Source organism: Planctopirus sp. SH287, from assembly GCF_056500625.1.
This window is the reverse complement of record NZ_CM151403.1, coordinates 2,126,322-2,145,538: the sequence shown is the minus strand read 5'-3', so window position 1 is coordinate 2,145,538 and position 19,217 is coordinate 2,126,322. Positions and strand designations below refer to the sequence as shown.

The window sequence follows — 19,217 nt, the reverse complement described above, 5'->3', positions numbered from 1 at the left end:
AATCACTCGCGAGGAGACGCCATCGCGAGAATAATTTCAGATGACTTTTGGCAAGCCTGGCAGCCATTTCGTCGGCCACCAGGCGGTTCGCAATCAAGAACTTGGCGACAGCTTGTTCGTGATGGCTGCCAGTATCTCGACTAACCTGCTGGAGTGCAAAGGTGCAGGGGGTGTTCGCGATTTTCCTCGATTCTATTCCATCATCGCCATTCTTTCTCCAGTCATATGGCGGTTACCGCCGCAGATGCCCCAACAGTTGTCGCAGCGGCGTCGCATCAGAGCGTTCTGAAAAGCAAATTTTCTCACAATCACCCGCATAATCACCTTAAGCAATAAAGATTCCCAATCTCCCTGGTATTGAGTTTGCCAGAAATGGCAGTTTGAACCGGCGGACTCACCCAACATGAAGGGGGGACATGATCCCGGCCGATACCCTTCAGGTAATGGAGTCTCAGGCTAAGGAACGGCATGACTGATCCCAGAGATGAACGACTGGCGGAACTCGAGTCGCAAATTCAGGCGATGAAAGCGGAATTGTTGCAGGCTCAGAAAACGGCTTCTGTCGGCATGCTGGCCACATCAATCACGCATGAGTTCAATAATATCCTCATGACGGTCATCAATTACGCCAAAATGGGAATGCGTCATAAGGACGCCGCCACACGAGATAAGGCGTTTGACAAGATTCTGGCAGCAGGCCAGCGAGCGTCAAAAATCACAACGGGGATGCTCTCATATGCCCGTCGTCAGGCTGACCGTCGTGAAGCAACAGATCTGGTTTTGCTGATCGAGGATGTACTCGTACTGGTTGAAAAAGACCTGCAAATGCACCGGGTGCGGGTTGAAACCCGTTTTGACCAGAGACCTCAGTGCAACGTGAATGCCAGCCAGATCCAGCAGGTCGTTTTGAATCTCATCGTCAATGGACGACAGGCCATCACCAACAGCGGCACAATCTACATCAGTGTCCGCAAAAACACAGATGAAAACTTTGGTGAGATCTGTATTCGCGATACCGGGTGCGGAATTCCGAGTGAAAGTCTCAAAGCGATTTTTCAACCTTACTACAGCACCAAAACGCAGGACTCACAGGGGCAGGGCGGCACAGGATTAGGGCTGGCTCTGGCTCGCGAAGTCATCGAATCCCACGGCGGCCGCATCCGGGTCGAAAGCGCCGTCGGTCGAGGCACAGCCTTCACCTTAAAGCTACCACTGGCAACCCCACCAGTTCCTGCGGTCACAGTCCCCACACCACTCCCTATTCCGACACCTATTGGCTGAAACGGGCCGCAGGCACATCTTGAAAAGCGTACCTCTTGACCTCGGCTTTTGTGGTGGGTAGGTCAGGTGAGCGGTAGGGTGGCGTTAAGGCTTTGTGCAACCCACCTGCTCATACGCATTCCAACTTGAAACAGCGCTCTGTGTGCCATGCTTGCAGCTTTGGGCAAACATTTTTTGCGATCTTCAACGCGCCATTTCAAGTTACAATTCGCACCAGAGAACCCGATTCAATCAGCGAAGGCAGGGCGGCCTAGACGTGGCTTTGAACGTCTGGGTGACGACAATCACAAGAGACATTTATCCCGTCAATCCGGCTGTGAGAGATCGCGACGTGTTTTTCTTCGCTGGGTGGCCCGGGTTGAAATTTCGATTTCTACCGGAGTGGTGAAGATACAAGAGGTTCCACCGCCCGGTCGGAGATGATTCTTATCCGGCATTGTTTAGGGTAGGGGAATAAAAAGGCTCGTTATCCGATGCCGTAACCTCTTCTACCTGCGGCACACAGGTAGCCCGTAGACGGTCTGAGGTGCTGACGATTTCACGGACAGTTCAACATCTTAAACTGGGATGCCTGGAAAGGATTGTTGGATGTCTAAGAGAATTGAAAAACAGATGGAAAAGCGTTCGCGGAGAACTTTCACTGAGGAGTTCAAGCGGGAGGCCGTCTCGCTTTTGCTGGATGGGCACTCGGCCAGTTCTGTCGCCGAGCGATTAGGTCTTTCAAACACCAATCTGCTTTACCGCTGGAAGCAGGCTCAACTCGAACAGTCCGGCCCGATTGCCACCTCGCTCGAAGCACGGGTTCATGAATTAGAACTTGAACTTCAGAGAGTCGTGCGAGAACGCGACATACTAATAAAAGCGTTAGCTATTTTCGGCCGCAACGAGTGACCGATCTCTATGCCGCGGTCCCGAGTATTGAGCAATCCAGCGGTGCTCACACAAGTTTGATCTGTGATGTCCTGCAACTTAGTCGGTCTGCCTATTATTCTTGGAAGAATCGAACATCGACGAGCCGGGAGGCACGTGATCAACGGCTGGCTCAGCAGATTCAGGTTATTTTCTGGAGACATCGCCGCCGTTATGGAGCACGACGGATTGCTGCGGATTTGGCCGATCAAGGTAATGTCTGTTCTCCGCGAAAAGTGGCTGAATTGATGCGTCTTCAGGGATTACGAGCGATTCAGCCCAAATCTTTTGTCCCCAGGACGACCCAAAGCCGGCATCGCTTGGGCTATAGTCCGAACCTGCTGCTGGAGGCTCCTGAACCGGATGCAAGAGACCGTCTCTGGGTCGGCGATATTAGCTACATTCCTTTATCAGATGGGCGGTTTTGCTACCTGGCAATTCTGATGGATCGCTACTCCCGTCGGATCGTGGGCTGGCATGTCGAATCCTCGATGACAGAGGATCTGGTGATTCTGACATTGCGAAGTGCTATTAAGGAACGTCAACCTGCACCACTGGTGATTCATCACACGGATCGCGGAGGCCAGTATGCGAGCAGTCGTTGTCGGGCGATTCTGCGCAGATCTGATTTCCGGCAAAGCATGAACCGGGCCGAGAACTGTTATGACAACGCATTTATGGAATCGTGCTTTGGCACACTCAAGACGGAGCTGCAAATGACCGAATACAAAGATCATCGCATAGCCCGGCGTGAGATCGGCGAATAAATTGCTTACTACAACCTCGACCGAAAGCATTCCGCCCTGGGCTACCTGACACCTCAGCAGTTCGAATTGAACACCTGAGACCCGAAGAACAATTTTCTTGTGTGTTGAACTGTCCGTGAAATCGTCAGCACCTCAGTCAACCTGTGCCACCCTGCGATATGAACTGCGAAATCATTTAATCATTCTCTATATTTGTCTCAGGAAAACAGAACATGGGAGTGGATTAGAAAAGATCCGCCAGGTAGTCGAAAGAAAAACAATCTGGATGGGCGGGCCACGGAAATTTCAGATCCGCTATGGCTGGCACCCAATCATTATTTCTGTGTGTAACCACTTGGCGATAGCCGCCCCTGTGCTCTGCAGTTCTTATTCAGTGCACCAGCTAAAGTGAGTACTTGCCAGCTTCTTAATCAGCATCCGGCCATTAGCATGAGATCTACCTCAAATCATCTGGACATAGTCGCCCTTTCCAATGCGATTGCTGGCGGGCTATTAATCAAAGAAGTATCTTGTCAGCCTCTAAATCGACTGTGAACAAAAAAGAAATAGAACGCTAGTGCAAATATAGCAGAAAGATTGATCAGAAAAAAAATCTTTGTTCCTAAACTCCAACCACTGTTTAAAACGAGGGGAATTGCGTTGCTTGATGGTGCTTTATTAGTAACCATCGTTAATCCACTAGTGTCAAATAAGCCGTTTTCCGTCGTTGCTCGTATGTTATCAGGAACACTAAATGGGACGGCAACAGCATTACGTCTGTCAATGACCCGTGTTCCCTTCGAAAGATCTAGAAAAAAATCTTTTTTAGTAAGTGGAATGTTTAAGCGGACTTCATTTTGCTGAAACTCGAAAGAACTCGTTGATGCCACTGCATCACCATCAGATTGATACGAAATTTCCTCGTACTTCCCTGGAAACCACATTTTACTGAATGAATCTTGGAAAAAGCCTGAAGAGGCAAAACGTATACTTATTTTATCGCCTAAATACTCCTCAATTTTAAGGCAAATAAAATCACGTTTCTCATCGATCCAATACTTGGCACTCCAAGAAAGATTATTGCCAGCGCTAGGAAGGGTAATCTTCAGCACGGTGGCGTTAGACACACTTCCGGGCAGAACTTCATAGTCTTCATATCCGACAACTTGCGTGAAAATCTTACCCTTAGAAGCCTGCGATCGCAATCTTTCTAAAAATGACATAATTTGAGACTCATCAACTGACCATGGTTGCAATTGTGCCTGCTCAGTACCTGCCACCAACGCTGCAGCAAATGCCATCGCCACATTCCCACGCACTCGCCCCATCATTGTAAGGCGATAAGACCGGAGTGCTTTGTCGATATCCAATTGATTTTGCACTTTAGACAATAAGGCAAAAGTGTTCACCGAATCACTTGACCCAAGCCGAGAAATCGGATCACGAGTCGCAAGCCCAGGCTCCAAAGTAGCAAATGTCACAAGCTCCTTAATCTGCTCAAAAGGCTCAGATCCTAAAAAAATGACATCATAAATTTCCTCACGCTTTAGACTAGCAAGCAGAAATTCGTTATAAAGATCTTCTGAGCGAGCTAATTGCGATTGCGCATGCTTCCTGTTCTTTACATCGGTCGCTGGCAAAGACGATATAAACGACTCCTGTTGTTTACGCCAATTGTCGAGCCCAATATTATAGTCCTTTCCAACAGGCCGTGGCGATTCAAACTTATGCACAAATCTAACACTGCCGCTCCAAATATACGATCGATTTATACCAGAGTGCTTCAAAGCATCAATCATTAACCGAATTGCCTTGTCCTGGTTTTTCTTAATTTCTTGCGCGGTCGAAATATTTATTAATGCGAAGTGACAAACAATCAACACAACTACCAACTTACATATCATTGTACATCCTCAGTAACAGGCAAGAGCCGAAAGACCACCGACCTTCAAATGGCTGGAATTCTATATTTAAATTGCCCACAGGGGAGTGGACTTGTATTAAGCGGGGTAGCACAGGTTGCCTGTCTTCAGGCTACCTGTGTGCTGAAAGCACGGGAGGTAAATTGTCGAAGAACAATGGTACGCACATTAGCAGAAGTTGAGCGTCGCTTCCCGACTTGTGGGCAATTGCCGTGATAGTCTTCGGCAAGCCCATGTTTGGCTTCGCCTACTTCTCGCGCCATGCCACTCATTCGACTGAAGACCGTCAACATGAGCACCTGTGAAAGAACAATCAGCCAGAACTTCAGCAACCGACGCATCATATCATCAATCTCTCATGCCTGCGGCACACAGGTTTCCCACAGACGGTCAACTTGTGCCACCCCACGGTGTTGGTTCCCCATGTGCCTTTGTCTTGCTATCCAAACAACTCCGCGTGCGCCTCGCTGAAATCGACCCCATTAAGCGAGTTAACCACGACGCTGTGACCCCAGAACATATTTTCGTCATCATAGAAAAAGTCGATCATGCGATCACCGGTAACATTGACCTCTCGCAACGACAACTTTGCCTTGAACTCGGCTTCGGAAAGTTGCGGATTCGTAACCGTGTGCAGTGACCCGTCTTCTTGTACTTCGTCGCATTCGTTCCAGCCGTTGTTGTAATTCTCTCGCAAAGCTGCTGCGGCAATGCCCCGGGCGAGATTATCCAGTTCCGCCAATCGGCCAATCACCTCAGCGGCGAAATTCAACGTGATCTCAAGGGGTTGATCGTCACGAATGATTCCAACTTTGATGTCACGCGAGCGGAGCCGAGCCAGCGCAGTCGCATCGAAAGGATGGCCGCCCGATTGCGCGATCTCGCTTAGGATGTTGTGTTTCATTGTGGCGTGGCTTCTTTGGCCGAACTGCAGATTCTCTGAATCGGACGAATTGAAAATACTAGATAGTGTTTGCGACTCAATCCCAGGAGGGCGGGGTGGCCCAGACGCGGCTTTGAACGTCTGGGTGACGATAGGCATCAAGATATATTCATCCTATCAATCCAGATGTCAGAAATGGTGGCTGATTTTCTTCTCGCTGATTTTTCTTCTCATGGAGATAGCCAGCATCGGTCGTCAAGATCCGACGACGGTGATCTGTCACGATGGTGGATCAGAATATCCTGCCATGAGGATTCCTGCGGTCATCGCTGATTTGACCGGGATTCTCTGGGTTGGGGGGGGGCTCAAAGCGTTGCTACCCAGGTTGACTGTACTCAGTCTACCTGGGTGGCAACGCCACAAGAGGTTAACGCGATTGAAATGGGCTAGCTGAAGGTTTTTAATGCCTTGGCCACAAGTCAAGCAACGACACGGAGTGGAAGGAGCGGCAGGCCTTGTTTTATTGGTCATCAGCCTCTTGTGCTTCAAGCACAAAGATAGCCCAAAAAAGGGCAACCTGTGCCACCCTCTCACGTCTCCCCCACCCACAGGTTGCAAAGCATCCTGGGCCATTCTCGTAAAGAAGGCATGTTCGGGATACGAGATCTAATACGACGATCTGGCGGCGTAAGCCCCATTCGTGACCTAATAACTGACGTCCATACGCCGCCACAAACCCGCAAGGGGGCCGCCTCAAACCTTGCAAAGGGGTTACAGGACTTTTTCGATCGTTTCCCGTAGGACACGCCCGCTTGATTGCAGGGCGATTTTTTCTTTTGGCCAGAGGTCGACTTCAACCACGCCAAGGACACCCTTACGCCCTACGATGGTCGGAACAGAGATCGCGACATCACGCAGACCATAAGCGCCGTTTTGCAATGACGACACCGGCATCACCCGGCGTTGATCGAGCGCGATGCTGTGAATCACATCGGCAATCGAAACACCGACAGCAAAACCAGCTCCACCCTTCTTCTTCAGCATTTCCGCCCCGCTGTTACGGGCACGCTTCTCAATCTCGGTGATGAGTTGAGGGGTCACACCAGGAAATCTATCGACAGGCAATCCACCAATCTGACCCAGCGACCAGATGGGAACCATGCTGTCTCCGTGCTCTCCATAAATTGTGACATCCACTTGTGTCGGTGGGACAGAGAGGTGCTGTGCCAGCAGGCTGCGCAGACGTGTGGTATCGAGCACTGTCCCCAGACCAATCACCTGCTTGGGCGGTAATCCAAGTTCGCGAATGGCCAGATAGGTCAGCACATCCACCGGGTTCGAGACAACGAACAGAATCGCGTCTGATTTGGGGCCGGCTTTCTTGATATCGCTCAGAATCCCACGGAACAGCGCAACATTACGGTTGATGAGATCCAGACGGCTTTCATCGGGTTTACGCCTAAGCCCCGCAGTGACCACGATGACGTCGCTGTTCGCACAGTCAGCCATGGTTCCGGCATGAATCGACTGATCAGCTACCAGGCTCGCACCATGGAGAATATCCAGCGCATGCCCATCGGCGGCTTCGGGATTCACGTCGATCATGACAATCTCACGAACGATCTTACCGAGTTGCAGCGCAAACCCGGCACATGACCCGACCAGTCCGCCTCCACCGATGATGCTGACTTTCATTTGACTGACTTTCGCTGGGAAACAAAGGCTTATAAAGACCACACCCGATCAAACGGCAACAAAATGATTATTTCTTAAGAGCGGCCATCACCTGCTCTGTGATCATCTTCACCAGCATTTCGGTATCAACAGGTGCGGCTGAAGCGGCTGGCGCTGCAACAGGGGCCGGGGCGGGAGTCGTCTTCTGTCGTTCGAGATAGCCGGGGTAATAGGGGGCTGGCTCAAAAGCAGATGGCTGTGGCTGGCCGTCTTTGTAACCGTCACGGAAAGCACTGTTGCCGCAAAGATCGCAGTTCTCGACATGGAACCTTGGATCATCGAAGCCGAGCTTCTTCTTGAGGTCAAGGAGTTCAACCGACTCCCGCTCGTTGAGATACTCCACACGTCCCAATTGCTTGGAAAGCAGGAGAATCTTGCAGTAGGCATCCAGGATTTCGGTCTTCCAGTAAGCTTCTTCGAGGTTAGCACCAAAACTGACCGTTCCATGATTGGTCAGGATGATGGTGTTTGTTCCCTTAAGGAACGGCACCACCGTGTTGGCAAAAGCATGCCCACCGGGTGTTTCATAAGGAGCGATGGGAACTTCGCCCATGAAGACTTCAATTTCCGGCAGAATACACTGAGGAATAGGCTCACGAGCCACAGCAAAGGCCGTGGCATGAGGCGGATGGCAATGCACCACAGCCTTCACGTCCGGACGGTGCTTCATGATGGCCAGATGCAACAGGATTTCGCTGGTGCGTTTCCGCTTTCCAGCAATCTGGCCTCCTTCGAGGTCAACCGCACAGATGTCATCAGGAGTCATGAACCCTTTACAGATCATCGTGGGCGAACACAGAACTTCGTTCTCCCCGACGCGAATTGAGATATTTCCATCATTAGCGGCAGCGAAGCCTTTGTTATAAACCCGGCGGCCAATCTCGCAGATCAGCTCTTTGAGCTTGCGATCATTGATGCCGGAATTCCATTTGTTGGCAGTGGTCATGAGAAGAGTCCGTTAAAAATTGATTGTTGTTGGTGATGAGTTGTGAGTTGCGAAGATTGCTATTTTCTGGACAGCTCAATCTTGTCGAGCAGGCAGGCGTTGTAAGCATCGAGCGGTTTCGTTTCAGGATGAAACGGGGCAGAGGCTTCGGCTCCCTCACTGATGGCAATAATGTCGCCGGGACTGGCTCCCAGTTCGTCAAAAACAATGATGGCTTCTTCTCGTCCCATGCCAGAGGGCGTGGCCTCACGATTAATCACAGCGGCAATCCCTTCAACCAGCAGCGGGACAGCGACAACCCATGTGCCACCAACCACCGTGGGATCGCATTGCGACAGCGTGACACGCCCAATGACTTCGGCCAGTCTCATTGCGCCCCCTCTGTTCTGAAGGGAATACCTGTGCGGACAATCGCCTGAACCAGGTTTCGCAATTCAATGAACGTCTTGAGAGTCGGGTCAATAAGGTAAACATTCGGGCTGAAATCGCGGCTGACAAGCAGCACTTCAGCCAATGACGACACCACGGCTGCACGAATGGCGGGCGATCGATTCAGAAGGCAGGCCCGCTTCGCTGCCGAACGCTCAATAAGAATCGCGCCATGAGCTTCGGCTTTGTGGATCACTCCGGAAACAAACTCGTCGGCTTCCGTTCCTGCCCCAAGAATTGCAATACGAGCCACTGTGGCAGCTGTCTGCGTACTGTTCAGAAAAGTCTGGACACTTGCTGTGGCAGAGACGACACCAAGTGCCCACTTCGCCATGGCCGTGGTGGTGGGAGAGGTCGGTTTGCTCGAAGAGAAACTGGCTACGCTGCCTGTTGCTGAGGGGCTGACAGCCGAGAGGCCACGTTCCAGAACCACGCGATGATCGCGTAGCCAATCTTTGGCAGCGGGGGTAATGATGGCTTTTGCGGCGACTGCAACCAGTCCGGCTCCTCGGGCTTGTCGAGAGAGAAGTTCTGCCGTGATGACAGCTTCATTGAGTGTCACACTCGCGCGAGAACTATTAGCCAATGCGGTGGGAGATGTTGCCGTGCTCACTGGCAGGGTGTTGGTTCCTGAGACTGTACTAATCGCTTTCAGCAGAGAAGGGCGATTAGGAATCGCAGCTGGCACAGCGCTCGATGATGTCTTTGTGGGAGCCTTCAAAGGTAATGGGCTGCTGATGTCGGGAACGGATTCTGGCGGCAGATGAATCTTGCTGACGGAAGCAACTGACTGATCAATCGGAACTGTTGACTCAGAACGCACAGCGCCACTGGCTCGGCTGTTAAGCTGAGCCAGCACGTTGCGGACAATCTGATCAACGAGTTCGGTGGACATGGGGTTTTGTTTGTCGTTGGTTGGAAGTTAATGGCTGGAAAGAGTTGTTATTAAAGTCGTTGATTAAGGATCGATGAGGCCAAGCACCATGAAGCGAATAGGACTGTTTTCGGCTTTCACGGTTTCACGCACCGTTTTGCCATCGGAGGTGATCACGACCAGGTCACCCTGGGCAGCACCCAAGCCATCAATGATCAATTGGGGGGCACCATCAGGTTTATCGTTGACACCCAGTGGCTGGGCAATCAGGAGCTTCCATCCCTGAAGGCTGGGATGCTTCACTGTTGATGTCGCGCGTCCGATGATTTTTGCAATCTGCATCCCTGCCTCCTTCCTATTTTTATGGCGCTTATTTGTAGGGCAGGCCCCTGCCTGCCGAAATGATTTCAAAAAAACTCGATACGGCAGGCGGGAGCCTGCCCTACGTTTCATAAATGAGCGGACTTCAAATAACCCGTAGACTATCGACCAGCACACAGCGGCGGCTGCGGGTGAAAGTGAGTGGGTTGGTCACTCCTTCGCCAGTGGGTGTGGCAATACTGAAACTGAGATAGCCTTCGCCACCAAGTCCGAGACCAGCCATCGATGGGCCGTTCTTGATGAAGAGAGTCGTATCAACAGCCTTCCCCATCTTGGTCATCGTCTGCACATTGCGCGAATGAATCAGGCTCGTATGACGGAAGCCATGTTCGTATTCGAGAGCGAGTTCAATGGCCTGATTGACATTTTTGGCCCGTACGAAAGGAACGAAAGGCATCATCTGTTCTTCGGGAACAAACGGGTTGTTAACGTCCGTTTCACCAAACAGAAGTTGAGTCCCTGCGGGAACGCGCACTCCAATCAGTTCCGCCAGTTTAGTGGCATCGGAACCAACCAGATCTCGGTTCAGGTGCCAGTGGTCACCAGGCTTGGTCGGAGGAGTGAAGGCGAGCTTTGTGAGGGCGTCAACCTCTCGGGCAGAAAGCTGGTAGCCGCCATGCTGCCCCATCCGCACCATCAAAGTGTCAAAGATCGACTCGACCGCGAAAACTTCTTTTTCACCGATACAGAGAAGGTTGTTGTCGTAGGCAGCCCCTTTGACAATCGACTTGGCGGCGTTTTCGAGGCAAGCCGTCTCATCAACAACAACAGGCGGATTACCTGGGCCAGCGACAACGGCCTTCTTGCGGCTCTCAAGAGCGGCACGTGCCACAGCTGGGCCACCGGTCACACACAGCAACTTCACGCCGCGATGGGCGAAGATGGCGGCCGCTGATTCCAGTGTCGGCTGCTCAATGATCGTAATCAGGTTTTCGAGGCCGGTCGCTTGATGGATCGCCTTGTTGAAGCGGCGAACCCCTTCACACGCAATTCGGGCACCGCTGGGGTGAGGATTGACCACCAGAGTATTTCCGCTGGCCACCATGTTGATCACGTTACCTGCCAATGTCGGCAGCGAGTGTGTCACAGGCGTGATGGCCCCGATGACGCCGAAGGGAGCGTATTCGACAATCGTCAGCCCATTGTCGCCACTGAAAGCATCGGTTCGCATGAACTCGGTGCCGGGGACGAGCTTGATGATCTTCAGCTTTTCGATCTTGTGATCGAGGCGACCAATTTTTGTTTCGTTGAATTCCAGCGTGCCCAGTTCTTCCGCTTGGGAATCACAAATCTGCCGCACGCATTCAATGGCCTTGCGGCGGGCGTCCATCCCGGCGTCAGACAGCTTTTCAAAAGCTTCGTTCGCAGCAGCGACCGCCTGATCGACATCCTTGAAGACACCCCAGTCCCCATCGCGCTGAGCTGCAGGCTTGTCGCTTCCCTTGTTCAGCTGAGCGAGAACTTCCTGCACCACCTGACGGATGGCCTGTTCTGTCGCTTGCATTGATTCAATCCTTCGTGGTGTGGTCGACCGTGTTGTTTTTATTGATGTTTTTAGATCAGCGATCCATGTTGTGGGGACGCTGACGTTTCGTTGTTAAACGGGCTTAAGCTTCAGCGACGGCCTTGTGTGCATGTAGTTCTTCACTCCCACGCCGGAAACGATTCAAACTGCCGGCAGTAGGAAAACGCACAAGGATTGATAACAGGCAGATTCCAGCAACAATCGGGCTGATCAGTGATTTTTCGACCATCCAGAACACAAGATTCATCAGCCCGCCACCTTCGGCCAAAGCAAAACCGATGATGTTATTCAGCACGAAATGTTGGGCAATCCAGGCATCGTCAATCGCAACTGCCTGCTTGACGCTTTGTCGAGTGACAATCTGAGGCATAATCAATGACAGCAGGGCACCGCCAATTCCCATGAACGCGCCGATAAGCGGCAAAGGAGTCACCACTGGCTTACCGGAGAGAACCGTTGGGGTTGTGAAGACCACAACGGTTCCGAAAAGGAGCAATCCCATCGCCATTACAAGACAAACAATCTGCATTCTTTGCAGTGCTACCGTTGGCAGGGAGTAACTCTTCCCCCTTTTTCTGAGAGCGAGAGTCATGAAAATTATCGAAATCATCAGAAAAACGGGGGCCAATAAGATCGGATGAAATTCGTTCAAGATGGCCTCCCCGTGATTGAGGCATCACTCGCACTATCATTCGCTGTTGCAGTCACCTTTGTATTAAAAATGATCTTCCCTTGAATCTGAACGACATCAATCAGGCCGATGATCGCGCAGTCAATGGGAAGCGGTTTGGTCGATGGAGTGAAACGGGCCGACGATCCCTGCACAATCAGCACGACCTGGCCTTCACCAGCCCCGACAGTATCCACCGTAATAAAAGTGCGGCCTGTCGAAACAAGCTGGGATTCCAACTGGCCATCTACCGTCTGTTCCTGGATGCGCAGCGGCTCGACCACCAGCAGCTTCTGGCCGACCATGGAGTCGACCTTCTGCGAGGAGACCAAACTGCCGGTGACGCGTGCAAGGAACATGGCGAATTCAACTTTTCAAAAAGCAGGGAACAAGACCTGTTGATCTCTTCTACTTCGACTGTGACAAAAGCTCGGCTGTTTGCCGGGCCACAACCAATTCTTCATTGGTCGGAATAACCCAAAGTTCAATCTTGCTGGATGTCGTCGAGAACTTGCCTTCTGTGCGAAGTGTCTCATTAATCCCCAGATCGATTTCGATCCCCGCGAAGTCCATCTGTGTGCAGACATCCTTGCGGATACGGTTGCTGTTCTCGCCAATGCCGCCCGTGAAGACGATGGCATCGGCTCCATTGAGGACGGTGAGATAAGCCCCGATGTATTGGCGAATCGACTGGCTGAAAACCTTTAGCGCCAGTTCGGCTTTCTCGTGTCCATTGGCAGCCGCCTGCTCCAGATCTCGAACATCGCCTGAAAGTCCACTGAGTCCCAGAAGGCCACTCTTGTTGGCGAGAATGTCGAGGATTTCGGGCAATGTCTTGCCTGTTTCCTGGATCAGCACCGGGAGTGCGAACGGGTCAAAGTCACCGACACGGTTGTTATGAGGCAACCCGGTCTGCGGACTCATCCCCAGCGTGTTTCCCTGTGATTTTCCATCGCGAATCGCACACAGTGAATTACTTCCTCCCAGGTGGCAGGAGATAACCTTTAAGTCAGATCGGCCTTTCAGTTCGGCAATGCGTTGGCTGATATAGCGATGGCTAGCCCCGTGAAATCCCCAACGTTGAATGCCATAAAGCGACTGCCATTCATGGGGCACCGCGTAGGCCCGCAACTCGGGTGGCGTCGTTTCATGGAAGGCCGTTTCCAAAGCTGCCACTTGAGGCAACTTGGGGAAGGCTTCCTGAAGCTGACGCATCGCTTTGGCATAAGGCGGGTTATGTGCCGGAGCAATGGCAGAATAACGCTCCAAACCAGCCAGCAGTGCGTCATCGACGCGACGCACACCAGATAGCGCCCCCGCCATCACGGCCTTGAAACCAATGCCACTGAGTTCCGCAGCATCCTTGAGGCAACCCGTCTCGGGAGCTGTGAGTTGCTCCAGACAGAATTTCACCGCCACGGCATGATCAGGAACGTGTGCAGTCACCTCTTCTTTGAACGAGCCGATCTCGACAGTACAGCGACTTTCCGGCCCGCCAATGCGATCAATCCCGCCTCGTGCCAATTGGCGTTCGGTGGTGAGATCGAACAAACGATATTTGAAGCTCGTGGAGCCGAGATTGGCGACCAGAATCTTCATACGGAAAGTCCTCACATGGAATTTGTCAGTGCCGGAATCTCAGGCCATCAAAGATCAGCCAAACATTATCCGGACGCGACGCATCGAGACGGGCCAACGGCCACGATCAAAGCGCCTTTCATAAAAGAGCAGCGTTCTGGCGGCGTACTATCTCATTCTTTTCTGAACTGATGCCGCACATACGCCGAGACACACCCCCGAACCGGGGTTAGATAAACTGTTCCAGCAGCGACTTTTCAGGGCGGGCAATGACGTGAGCACTCACGACTTCACCAACTTGAGAAGCGGCTTGCTGACCAGCATCCACAGCAGCCCGGACAGAGCCGACATCGCCACGGACAATTGTCGTGATGTAGGCGTTACCGATTTGAATCTGCTTAACGAGCGTGACGTTTGCAGCCTTCAGCATGGCATCGGCCGCTTCGATCTGGGCGACAAGCCCTTTGGTCTCAACGAGACCGATTGCTTCACCATTCATGAGAGAAGTTCCAGACACAGGAGACGGAAGTTGTTCAAAAGATATCGCAACAGGTGTGGCAGCCGAAGAAGCGGCGTCTCCTCCCTTGGGACGTTTCGCAGCAGACGGGCGTGATCGCTCAACCGGTCGTTTGCTGGAAGTCTTGGGCATGAGAACCTCGTTCAGCCGAATCACAGAGCCGTCACAAAAAACTACTTGCTGATGGGCTTGGGCAGGATGGCAGCCAGTTCCTCGTGCGGACGTGGAATCACCTGAACGCTAAGCACTTCACCAATTTTGCTCGAAGCGGCAGCGCCTGCATCGACAGCCGCTTTCACAGCTGCGACATCACCCACGACGAACGCGGTGACAATCCCGCTGCCAACTTTTTCCCAGCCGATCAGCCGGACATTGGCTGACTTGAGCATTGCGTCGATCCCTTCGATCATCGTGACGAGACCCTTGGTTTCGAGCATGCCGAGCGCTTCGATCGATCCAGCCATGAAAACTTCCTCTCAAGAAATGAAACTGCGAGAAACTATGAAACCTGCCGACCGGGAAACACCCCCGGTCAGATGTCTTCATTCACTTTATTTCGTATGGCACCCGCAACCGACCGGCTTCACCAACTCCACTTTCGTGGCATGAGACAGGTCTACAGCGTTGCCTTCATCCGTATCGATATGCACTTCGAGCTTGACGCTTTTGTCTTCGCGAACCGTCACGTGCTCGAGCGTGGTGGTGCAGGGGCCGGAGTGGATTTTCAGATCCATTTCGTCACCATTTTTCACACCATAATAAGCACAGTCGGCCGGACTCATGTGGACATGCCGCATGGCGCGAATCACACCCGACTTCAATTCAACCACTCCTGCCGGGCCAACCAGAATGCAGCCCACAGTGTCATGGTGATCCCCACTGATCCGCACGGGAAGGTCAATCCCTAGCGAAATTCCGTCGGTGAAAGCCAGTTCGACCTGCGACGCATTACGGCAAGGGCCGAGGACGCGAACATCGGGAATCATCCGGCGGCGTGGCCCAAAGATGGTGACAGTCTGCTTGGCGGCATAATAGCCATCCTGATAGAGCCATTTCATTGGTTCCAGTTTGACGCCTTTGCCAAACAGGACTTCAACGTGCTCTTCAGTGAGATGAACATGCCGGGCAGAGATATTCACGACCAGTGGATTGGGCGGCCCGCCAGATGATGACGCAGAGACTGAAGACGGTGCACCGCTCGCCAGTTGCCTGGTGAGTACGGCCCGAACCACTCGTTCCACATCCGCTTGTGTAATGCTGTCGACGGTAAGCGCGCTGGACGACATACGGCAGTACTTTCTCGCTGCGATCTACTCATAAGCGATCCGGCAACGTTCATTTGCCAGATCAGCTCCTGATCCCTCATGCAATCTGTAATTCGATACCGAGATCTTCGATTCTCTTCCGCCATTCAGGCGAAATTCCCTCATCAGTCACCACCGCATGGACTCGCTCCAATGGACACAAAGGGGCGAGGGCAGTCTTTCCAAATTTATAACTATCAACAGCCAGCACCACGCGATCAGCGGCATCAATCATTCGACGTTCCGCCTCGACCAGAAGAGTATTGCTGTTGAATAATCCTTTTTCTGAAATCCCACCGACACTAAAAATCAGCAACGGAACCTGAAGTTGCGCCAAGGCCATACTGACCAGAGGCCCCAGCGTGACACCAGTTTTCGGATGGAGGTATCCTCCCAGGAAGATCAGCTCGACTTCTGGCGAATTCGACAACAAATTTGCGATGGGAAGTGAGTTCGTCACCACCTGCAACTCTTTGCCAGCCAGCTCGCGTGCGATTTCCAGTGTGGTTGTGCCTCCATCCAGTAAAACCGTCTCACCACTCCCAATCATTTGTGCAATGTGTCGGGCAATCCGCTGCTTCTCAGAAAGATGAGTGACACCCCGCTCTTCCAGAGAAGTCACCGATTCCCCGATATAGGCCGCTCCACCGCGAGTTCGCCGAATCTGTCGAATTCCGTCAAGATGCTCCAGATCTCGCCGAAGAGTAGACTCACTCACGCCAGTCTTAAGGGCTAACTCGTGGAGTGATATAAACCCTTTTTCTTCTATAAGTTCCAACACATGCTGGCGACGTTGATCCAACAGCATGTCTCTTTGATCCTTAGGAAATTCTTCGCAAGTCACCCACGTTACCAAGTAGGTCGCGAGAGTGATATCAAAGTTTACGACTGCGTTGACACACTATCAAGCAGCTTGTGTCATAATATTCAACAAAACTTCAAATAACTCCATAATGTTTCATGGTTAACAATGAACATGAAGTCATATGCACTCTAGGAATCGACCAGATCCCGTGAATGAATCTATTCAACTTGCAGAAGTTCTGTTCAGGCAAGAAATGCCGGGAATGGGGATGAGGTGATTCTGCTGGTGGGCTGTGGGGGCGTAAGATTGTCAGTGAGATTCTGAAAGAGAACGAATGGCCCGGCGGAGTGGGTGGTGGCTGATGAATCACCAACTTTTCCGATGGTCATGCAGAATCTCTCAGGGAGAGCACCGTGCGGTGACTCCTCCAACTCGCAGCAACCATCTCCCTCATGAATGAAGGAGAATTCGAGAGTTTCCGGGCAGAATCTTCAGTCTCGCACCGTGGTTCGCCTGCCGGTGACGTTCACTTTTTTTGCTGCAACCAACTTGATGGCTTCAGGATAAGCCTGGCATTCCGCTTCAAAGACCCGTTCAGCCAGAGTCTCAGCGGTATCGTTATCGAGAACAGGCACTGCCTGCTGCAAAATAATGGGGCCATGGTCATATTCGTTATCAACGAAATGAACAGTACAGCCAGAGATCTTGACCCCTCTGGCAAGAACAGCCTCATGCACATGATGGCCATAATACCCTTTACCGCAAAACGCAGGGATTAGCGAGGGGTGGATATTAAGCACACGACCATAGAAGTCTTCCGGTACGATCAAGAGCGACAGATATCCCCCGCAAATCACGAAATCGGCATGGTGATCCCGACAAAGCTGAAAAATGGCATCACAGTGAGCTTCTGTCGTGGGAAAGCTTTTCCCGCTGCAAACGACGACACTCAGTCCACAATTTTCTGCACGGGCTATCCCGGTCGCCTGAGCACGATTACAGATCACCAGTGCAATCTCGGCTTGAAGTGATCCTTGTTCAATCTGTTCCTGCAAATTGAGCAGGGTCGTGCCGCCGCCCGAAATCAAGACCACCAGTCGAACCGGCCGTGAACCGGGCTTGATGCTTGAATCGGTGACGCTCGTCATTGCTAGGGAAATTCCTGAACCAAAGTGAATCGACCGTGGCCCCTCTTCACTGGGCGGTAACGATTCCTACTATAGAAGAATCCATCGCGAGTATCTCTTGTGATCCCCGCTGAAGGCGCGAAGTCTCAGGAGTTTTCTTCATCTGGAGGAAAAAGCGGATTGTCTGGAAAACCATCTGAACGGACAACACTCACCTTCGGGGTGTCATTTTTCATTGATGAAGATAAGTGGGACGCAGGGGAGATCGCGACGACAGAGGCCTGAGGGCGGCTATCGCGTGAGCCAGGAATCACCGGTTCCCAAGCCAATTCATCTTGCGCGACCGTGGGTGACGGGGCCAGAACCAGACGCGACTCGGCCATTTCCTGTAACGGGGTTGAAGAATAGCTCTCCGCCATCATCCCTCGGGAGAAACGTATTCCCTCAGGGAGACGGCGGCGGTCGGCCTGTGTCGTCCAGGCGCCGACAATGAACCATATCGCAACAAGACCTGCGACACCGTATCCCCAAATGGGAAGACGTGGTGATGGCTTGGGCATCGGCGGGATCCATTCAATAGTTCCTGCCAGAATCATCGGGGCCTTGCGGGGTTGATCCTGTGCTTCATAGCCATACATTTTCAAAAAATAACCAGCGACAACGACCTCTTCGACCAGATCTCCACCCAGCGGTAACCCTTCGGGCTTTTCAGTAAACACGACAACCACAGGATGAGTCTGTGCATCACCTGGATACAACCATCCCTCATAGACCGCCAAGACCCCTTCATCATTCGGGCCGGGTTCGTACCTGATGAGCTTTCTGAGAGTCCCGCGAAGAACCACAGGCTTCCCGCGATAAGCCGCAGGATTGAGAAACAGATCCAGAAAAGGTGAATAATTGCGATCATTGGCCGTTCGTGATTCATTAGCGGCCATTCTCGTCTTGCGATACTCGATGGCCAGATCCTGTAATTCACCAAAAGACATCAGGCTGGCCAGTTTCAGAATGCGGTAATAAGGGTCATTGTCTTCTGTTTGCAGTCCGAGAGTGCTATCACGCAAACCGCGAAGAATGTCAGAATTTATTGAAGCTCCCCCATCTAATGTCAGATCCCGTTGCCCCGCTTTTTTTGCTGAGAGATCACGGATCCGTTCACCGGGTTGGCCCAGATTCGTGACCGGAGTATCGAGATCAATAATGGGAGGTAAAGCAGTTCCACCCATATTGGAAAAATCAGCAGGCAAGGGCGTTGGAACTTCTGCGGGGGAAGGCCGCATTGAGCCGGGAGCATTTCGATCAGGCAGCGGGGCGGTAAAGGGATCGCCTGAAATCAGAGGACGATTCCCGGCAGGTAATGACGAACTGCCGGGATTTTGTAGGGGAGCGCTCGGCAAAAGAGGTTGTCTGGGTGGGAATTGTCGCGGCGGAACGGGGGTTGTTTCCACCGGCTCCACTTCATCCGAAAACTGTCCGAAGGCGGCCCGCTCCAGTGCGAATTGCCACCCAGCCATAAGCGCGATCACCAGCATCAGTCGTTGCAACATTCAGAAGATCCCTCCTGTATTGTCAAAGCTTGAAAGCGG

Annotated in this window: 22 protein-coding genes; 4 read left to right on the top strand and 18 right to left on the bottom strand. The window is 52.2% G+C overall.

What is annotated here, in order from left to right; translation table 11 throughout:
- The first annotated feature begins 40 nt into the window (after positions 1–40).
- The 4 genes from SH287x_RS08245 to SH287x_RS08230 all read left to right on the top strand — a co-directional run bounded on the left by SH287x_RS08245 (position 41) and on the right by SH287x_RS08230 (position 2,957).
- Positions 41–289: a hypothetical protein gene (locus tag SH287x_RS08245; protein WP_479518198.1), complete on the top strand. Its 249-nt coding sequence runs from the start codon at positions 41–43 to the stop codon at positions 287–289.
- Positions 290–468: 179 nt separating this feature from the next.
- Entirely contained in the window at positions 469–1,281 is an 813-nt protein-coding gene (locus tag SH287x_RS08240) for a sensor histidine kinase (RefSeq protein ID WP_479518197.1), read from the top strand.
- Between the two features lie 588 nt (positions 1,282–1,869).
- Entirely contained in the window at positions 1,870–2,172 is a 303-nt protein-coding gene (locus SH287x_RS08235; RefSeq protein WP_479518196.1) for a transposase, read from the top strand.
- Positions 2,169–2,957: an IS3 family transposase gene (locus SH287x_RS08230; protein ID WP_479518195.1), complete on the top strand. Its 789-nt coding sequence runs from the start codon at positions 2,169–2,171 to the stop codon at positions 2,955–2,957. The genes SH287x_RS08235 and SH287x_RS08230 overlap by 4 nt, the downstream gene beginning before the upstream one ends.
- A gap of 512 nt (positions 2,958–3,469) precedes the next feature.
- Here the strand turns inward: SH287x_RS08230 and SH287x_RS08225 are convergent.
- The 18 genes from SH287x_RS08225 to SH287x_RS08140 form a co-directional block, all read right to left on the bottom strand.
- Positions 3,470–4,840: a hypothetical protein gene (locus SH287x_RS08225; RefSeq protein WP_479518193.1), complete on the bottom strand. Its 1,371-nt coding sequence runs from the start codon at positions 4,838–4,840 to the stop codon at positions 3,470–3,472.
- A 125-nt stretch (positions 4,841–4,965) separates the two neighbouring features.
- Positions 4,966–5,202: a hypothetical protein gene (locus SH287x_RS08220; protein WP_479518192.1), complete on the bottom strand. Its 237-nt coding sequence runs from the start codon at positions 5,200–5,202 to the stop codon at positions 4,966–4,968.
- A 95-nt stretch (positions 5,203–5,297) separates the two neighbouring features.
- Positions 5,298–5,762 (bottom strand): DUF2262 domain-containing protein, encoded by a 465-nt coding sequence (locus SH287x_RS08215; protein WP_479518191.1) that lies wholly within the window; start codon positions 5,760–5,762, stop codon positions 5,298–5,300.
- A gap of 750 nt (positions 5,763–6,512) precedes the next feature.
- Complete coding sequence (locus SH287x_RS08210; RefSeq protein WP_479518190.1) at positions 6,513–7,436, bottom strand: malate dehydrogenase; 924 nt, start codon at positions 7,434–7,436, stop codon at positions 6,513–6,515.
- Between the two features lie 67 nt (positions 7,437–7,503).
- A complete protein-coding gene (pvmN, locus tag SH287x_RS08205) occupies positions 7,504–8,421 on the bottom strand; it encodes an aldolase PvmN (protein WP_479518189.1) in 918 nt (305 codons plus the stop codon).
- A gap of 59 nt (positions 8,422–8,480) precedes the next feature.
- Entirely contained in the window at positions 8,481–8,792 is a 312-nt protein-coding gene (locus SH287x_RS08200) for a EutN/CcmL family microcompartment protein (RefSeq protein ID WP_479518187.1), read from the bottom strand.
- The gene (locus SH287x_RS08195) at positions 8,789–9,745 is read right to left on the bottom strand and encodes a hypothetical protein (protein ID WP_479518186.1); all 957 of its coding nucleotides are present in this window, start codon (positions 9,743–9,745) and stop codon (positions 8,789–8,791) included. The genes SH287x_RS08200 and SH287x_RS08195 overlap by 4 nt, the downstream gene beginning before the upstream one ends.
- Before the next feature lie 63 nt (positions 9,746–9,808).
- On the bottom strand, positions 9,809–10,066 hold the full coding sequence (gene pvmK, locus SH287x_RS08190) for a BMC-P shell protein PvmK (RefSeq protein ID WP_479518185.1): 258 nt from the start codon (positions 10,064–10,066) through the stop codon (positions 9,809–9,811).
- 124 nt (positions 10,067–10,190) lie between these two features.
- The gene (locus tag SH287x_RS08185) at positions 10,191–11,609 is read right to left on the bottom strand and encodes an aldehyde dehydrogenase family protein (RefSeq protein ID WP_479518184.1); all 1,419 of its coding nucleotides are present in this window, start codon (positions 11,607–11,609) and stop codon (positions 10,191–10,193) included.
- 103 nt (positions 11,610–11,712) lie between these two features.
- Entirely contained in the window at positions 11,713–12,132 is a 420-nt protein-coding gene (locus SH287x_RS08180; RefSeq protein WP_479518182.1) for a hypothetical protein, read from the bottom strand.
- Positions 12,133–12,278: 146 nt separating this feature from the next.
- Positions 12,279–12,659 (bottom strand): EutN/CcmL family microcompartment protein, encoded by a 381-nt coding sequence (locus tag SH287x_RS08175; protein ID WP_479518181.1) that lies wholly within the window; start codon positions 12,657–12,659, stop codon positions 12,279–12,281.
- A gap of 49 nt (positions 12,660–12,708) precedes the next feature.
- A complete protein-coding gene (gene pvmG / locus SH287x_RS08170; RefSeq protein ID WP_479518180.1) occupies positions 12,709–13,899 on the bottom strand; it encodes a lactate kinase PvmG in 1,191 nt (396 codons plus the stop codon).
- 208 nt (positions 13,900–14,107) lie between these two features.
- Positions 14,108–14,377 carry a BMC-H shell protein PvmE gene (pvmE, locus tag SH287x_RS08165; RefSeq protein ID WP_479518681.1) on the bottom strand — a complete coding sequence of 90 codons (270 nt, stop codon included), beginning with the start codon at positions 14,375–14,377 and terminating at the stop codon, positions 14,108–14,110.
- Positions 14,378–14,568: 191 nt separating this feature from the next.
- Positions 14,569–14,859 carry a BMC-H shell protein PvmD gene (pvmD, locus tag SH287x_RS08160; RefSeq protein WP_479518179.1) on the bottom strand — a complete coding sequence of 97 codons (291 nt, stop codon included), beginning with the start codon at positions 14,857–14,859 and terminating at the stop codon, positions 14,569–14,571.
- An 87-nt stretch (positions 14,860–14,946) separates the two neighbouring features.
- Positions 14,947–15,681, bottom strand: a complete 735-nt coding sequence (gene pduL, locus SH287x_RS08155; RefSeq protein WP_479518178.1) for a phosphate propanoyltransferase — start codon at positions 15,679–15,681, stop codon at positions 14,947–14,949.
- Positions 15,682–15,757: 76 nt separating this feature from the next.
- Positions 15,758–16,507, bottom strand: coding sequence for a DeoR/GlpR family DNA-binding transcription regulator (locus SH287x_RS08150; RefSeq protein WP_479518177.1), 750 nt, complete (start codon positions 16,505–16,507; stop codon positions 15,758–15,760).
- Between the two features lie 488 nt (positions 16,508–16,995).
- The gene (gene purN / locus SH287x_RS08145) at positions 16,996–17,652 is read right to left on the bottom strand and encodes a phosphoribosylglycinamide formyltransferase (RefSeq protein ID WP_479518176.1); all 657 of its coding nucleotides are present in this window, start codon (positions 17,650–17,652) and stop codon (positions 16,996–16,998) included.
- Positions 17,653–17,777: 125 nt separating this feature from the next.
- The gene (locus SH287x_RS08140) at positions 17,778–19,178 is read right to left on the bottom strand and encodes a hypothetical protein (protein ID WP_479518175.1); all 1,401 of its coding nucleotides are present in this window, start codon (positions 19,176–19,178) and stop codon (positions 17,778–17,780) included.
- Positions 19,179–19,217 lie beyond the last annotated feature (39 nt).

Coding starts and splice junctions, on each gene's coding strand:
- SH287x_RS08245 (WP_479518198.1), top strand. CDS start 41: ATGACTTTTGGCAAGCCTGGCAGCCATTTCGTCGGCCACCAGGCGGTT.
- SH287x_RS08240 (WP_479518197.1), top strand. CDS start 469: ATGACTGATCCCAGAGATGAACGACTGGCGGAACTCGAGTCGCAAATT.
- SH287x_RS08235 (WP_479518196.1), top strand. CDS start 1,870: ATGTCTAAGAGAATTGAAAAACAGATGGAAAAGCGTTCGCGGAGAACT.
- SH287x_RS08225 (WP_479518193.1), bottom strand. CDS start 4,840: ATGATATGTAAGTTGGTAGTTGTGTTGATTGTTTGTCACTTCGCATTA.
- SH287x_RS08220 (WP_479518192.1), bottom strand. CDS start 5,202: ATGATGCGTCGGTTGCTGAAGTTCTGGCTGATTGTTCTTTCACAGGTG.
- SH287x_RS08215 (WP_479518191.1), bottom strand. CDS start 5,762: ATGAAACACAACATCCTAAGCGAGATCGCGCAATCGGGCGGCCATCCT.
- SH287x_RS08210 (WP_479518190.1), bottom strand. CDS start 7,436: ATGAAAGTCAGCATCATCGGTGGAGGCGGACTGGTCGGGTCATGTGCC.
- pvmN (WP_479518189.1), bottom strand. CDS start 8,421: ATGACCACTGCCAACAAATGGAATTCCGGCATCAATGATCGCAAGCTC.
- SH287x_RS08200 (WP_479518187.1), bottom strand. CDS start 8,792: ATGAGACTGGCCGAAGTCATTGGGCGTGTCACGCTGTCGCAATGCGAT.
- SH287x_RS08195 (WP_479518186.1), bottom strand. CDS start 9,745: ATGTCCACCGAACTCGTTGATCAGATTGTCCGCAACGTGCTGGCTCAG.
- pvmK (WP_479518185.1), bottom strand. CDS start 10,066: ATGCAGATTGCAAAAATCATCGGACGCGCGACATCAACAGTGAAGCAT.
- SH287x_RS08185 (WP_479518184.1), bottom strand. CDS start 11,609: ATGCAAGCGACAGAACAGGCCATCCGTCAGGTGGTGCAGGAAGTTCTC.
- SH287x_RS08180 (WP_479518182.1), bottom strand. CDS start 12,132: ATGGGATTGCTCCTTTTCGGAACCGTTGTGGTCTTCACAACCCCAACG.
- SH287x_RS08175 (WP_479518181.1), bottom strand. CDS start 12,659: ATGTTCCTTGCACGCGTCACCGGCAGTTTGGTCTCCTCGCAGAAGGTC.
- pvmG (WP_479518180.1), bottom strand. CDS start 13,899: ATGAAGATTCTGGTCGCCAATCTCGGCTCCACGAGCTTCAAATATCGT.
- pvmE (WP_479518681.1), bottom strand. CDS start 14,377: ATGAATGGTGAAGCAATCGGTCTCGTTGAGACCAAAGGGCTTGTCGCC.
- pvmD (WP_479518179.1), bottom strand. CDS start 14,859: ATGGCTGGATCGATCGAAGCGCTCGGCATGCTCGAAACCAAGGGTCTC.
- pduL (WP_479518178.1), bottom strand. CDS start 15,681: ATGTCGTCCAGCGCGCTTACCGTCGACAGCATTACACAAGCGGATGTG.
- SH287x_RS08150 (WP_479518177.1), bottom strand. CDS start 16,507: ATGCTGTTGGATCAACGTCGCCAGCATGTGTTGGAACTTATAGAAGAA.
- purN (WP_479518176.1), bottom strand. CDS start 17,652: ATGACGAGCGTCACCGATTCAAGCATCAAGCCCGGTTCACGGCCGGTT.
- SH287x_RS08140 (WP_479518175.1), bottom strand. CDS start 19,178: ATGTTGCAACGACTGATGCTGGTGATCGCGCTTATGGCTGGGTGGCAA.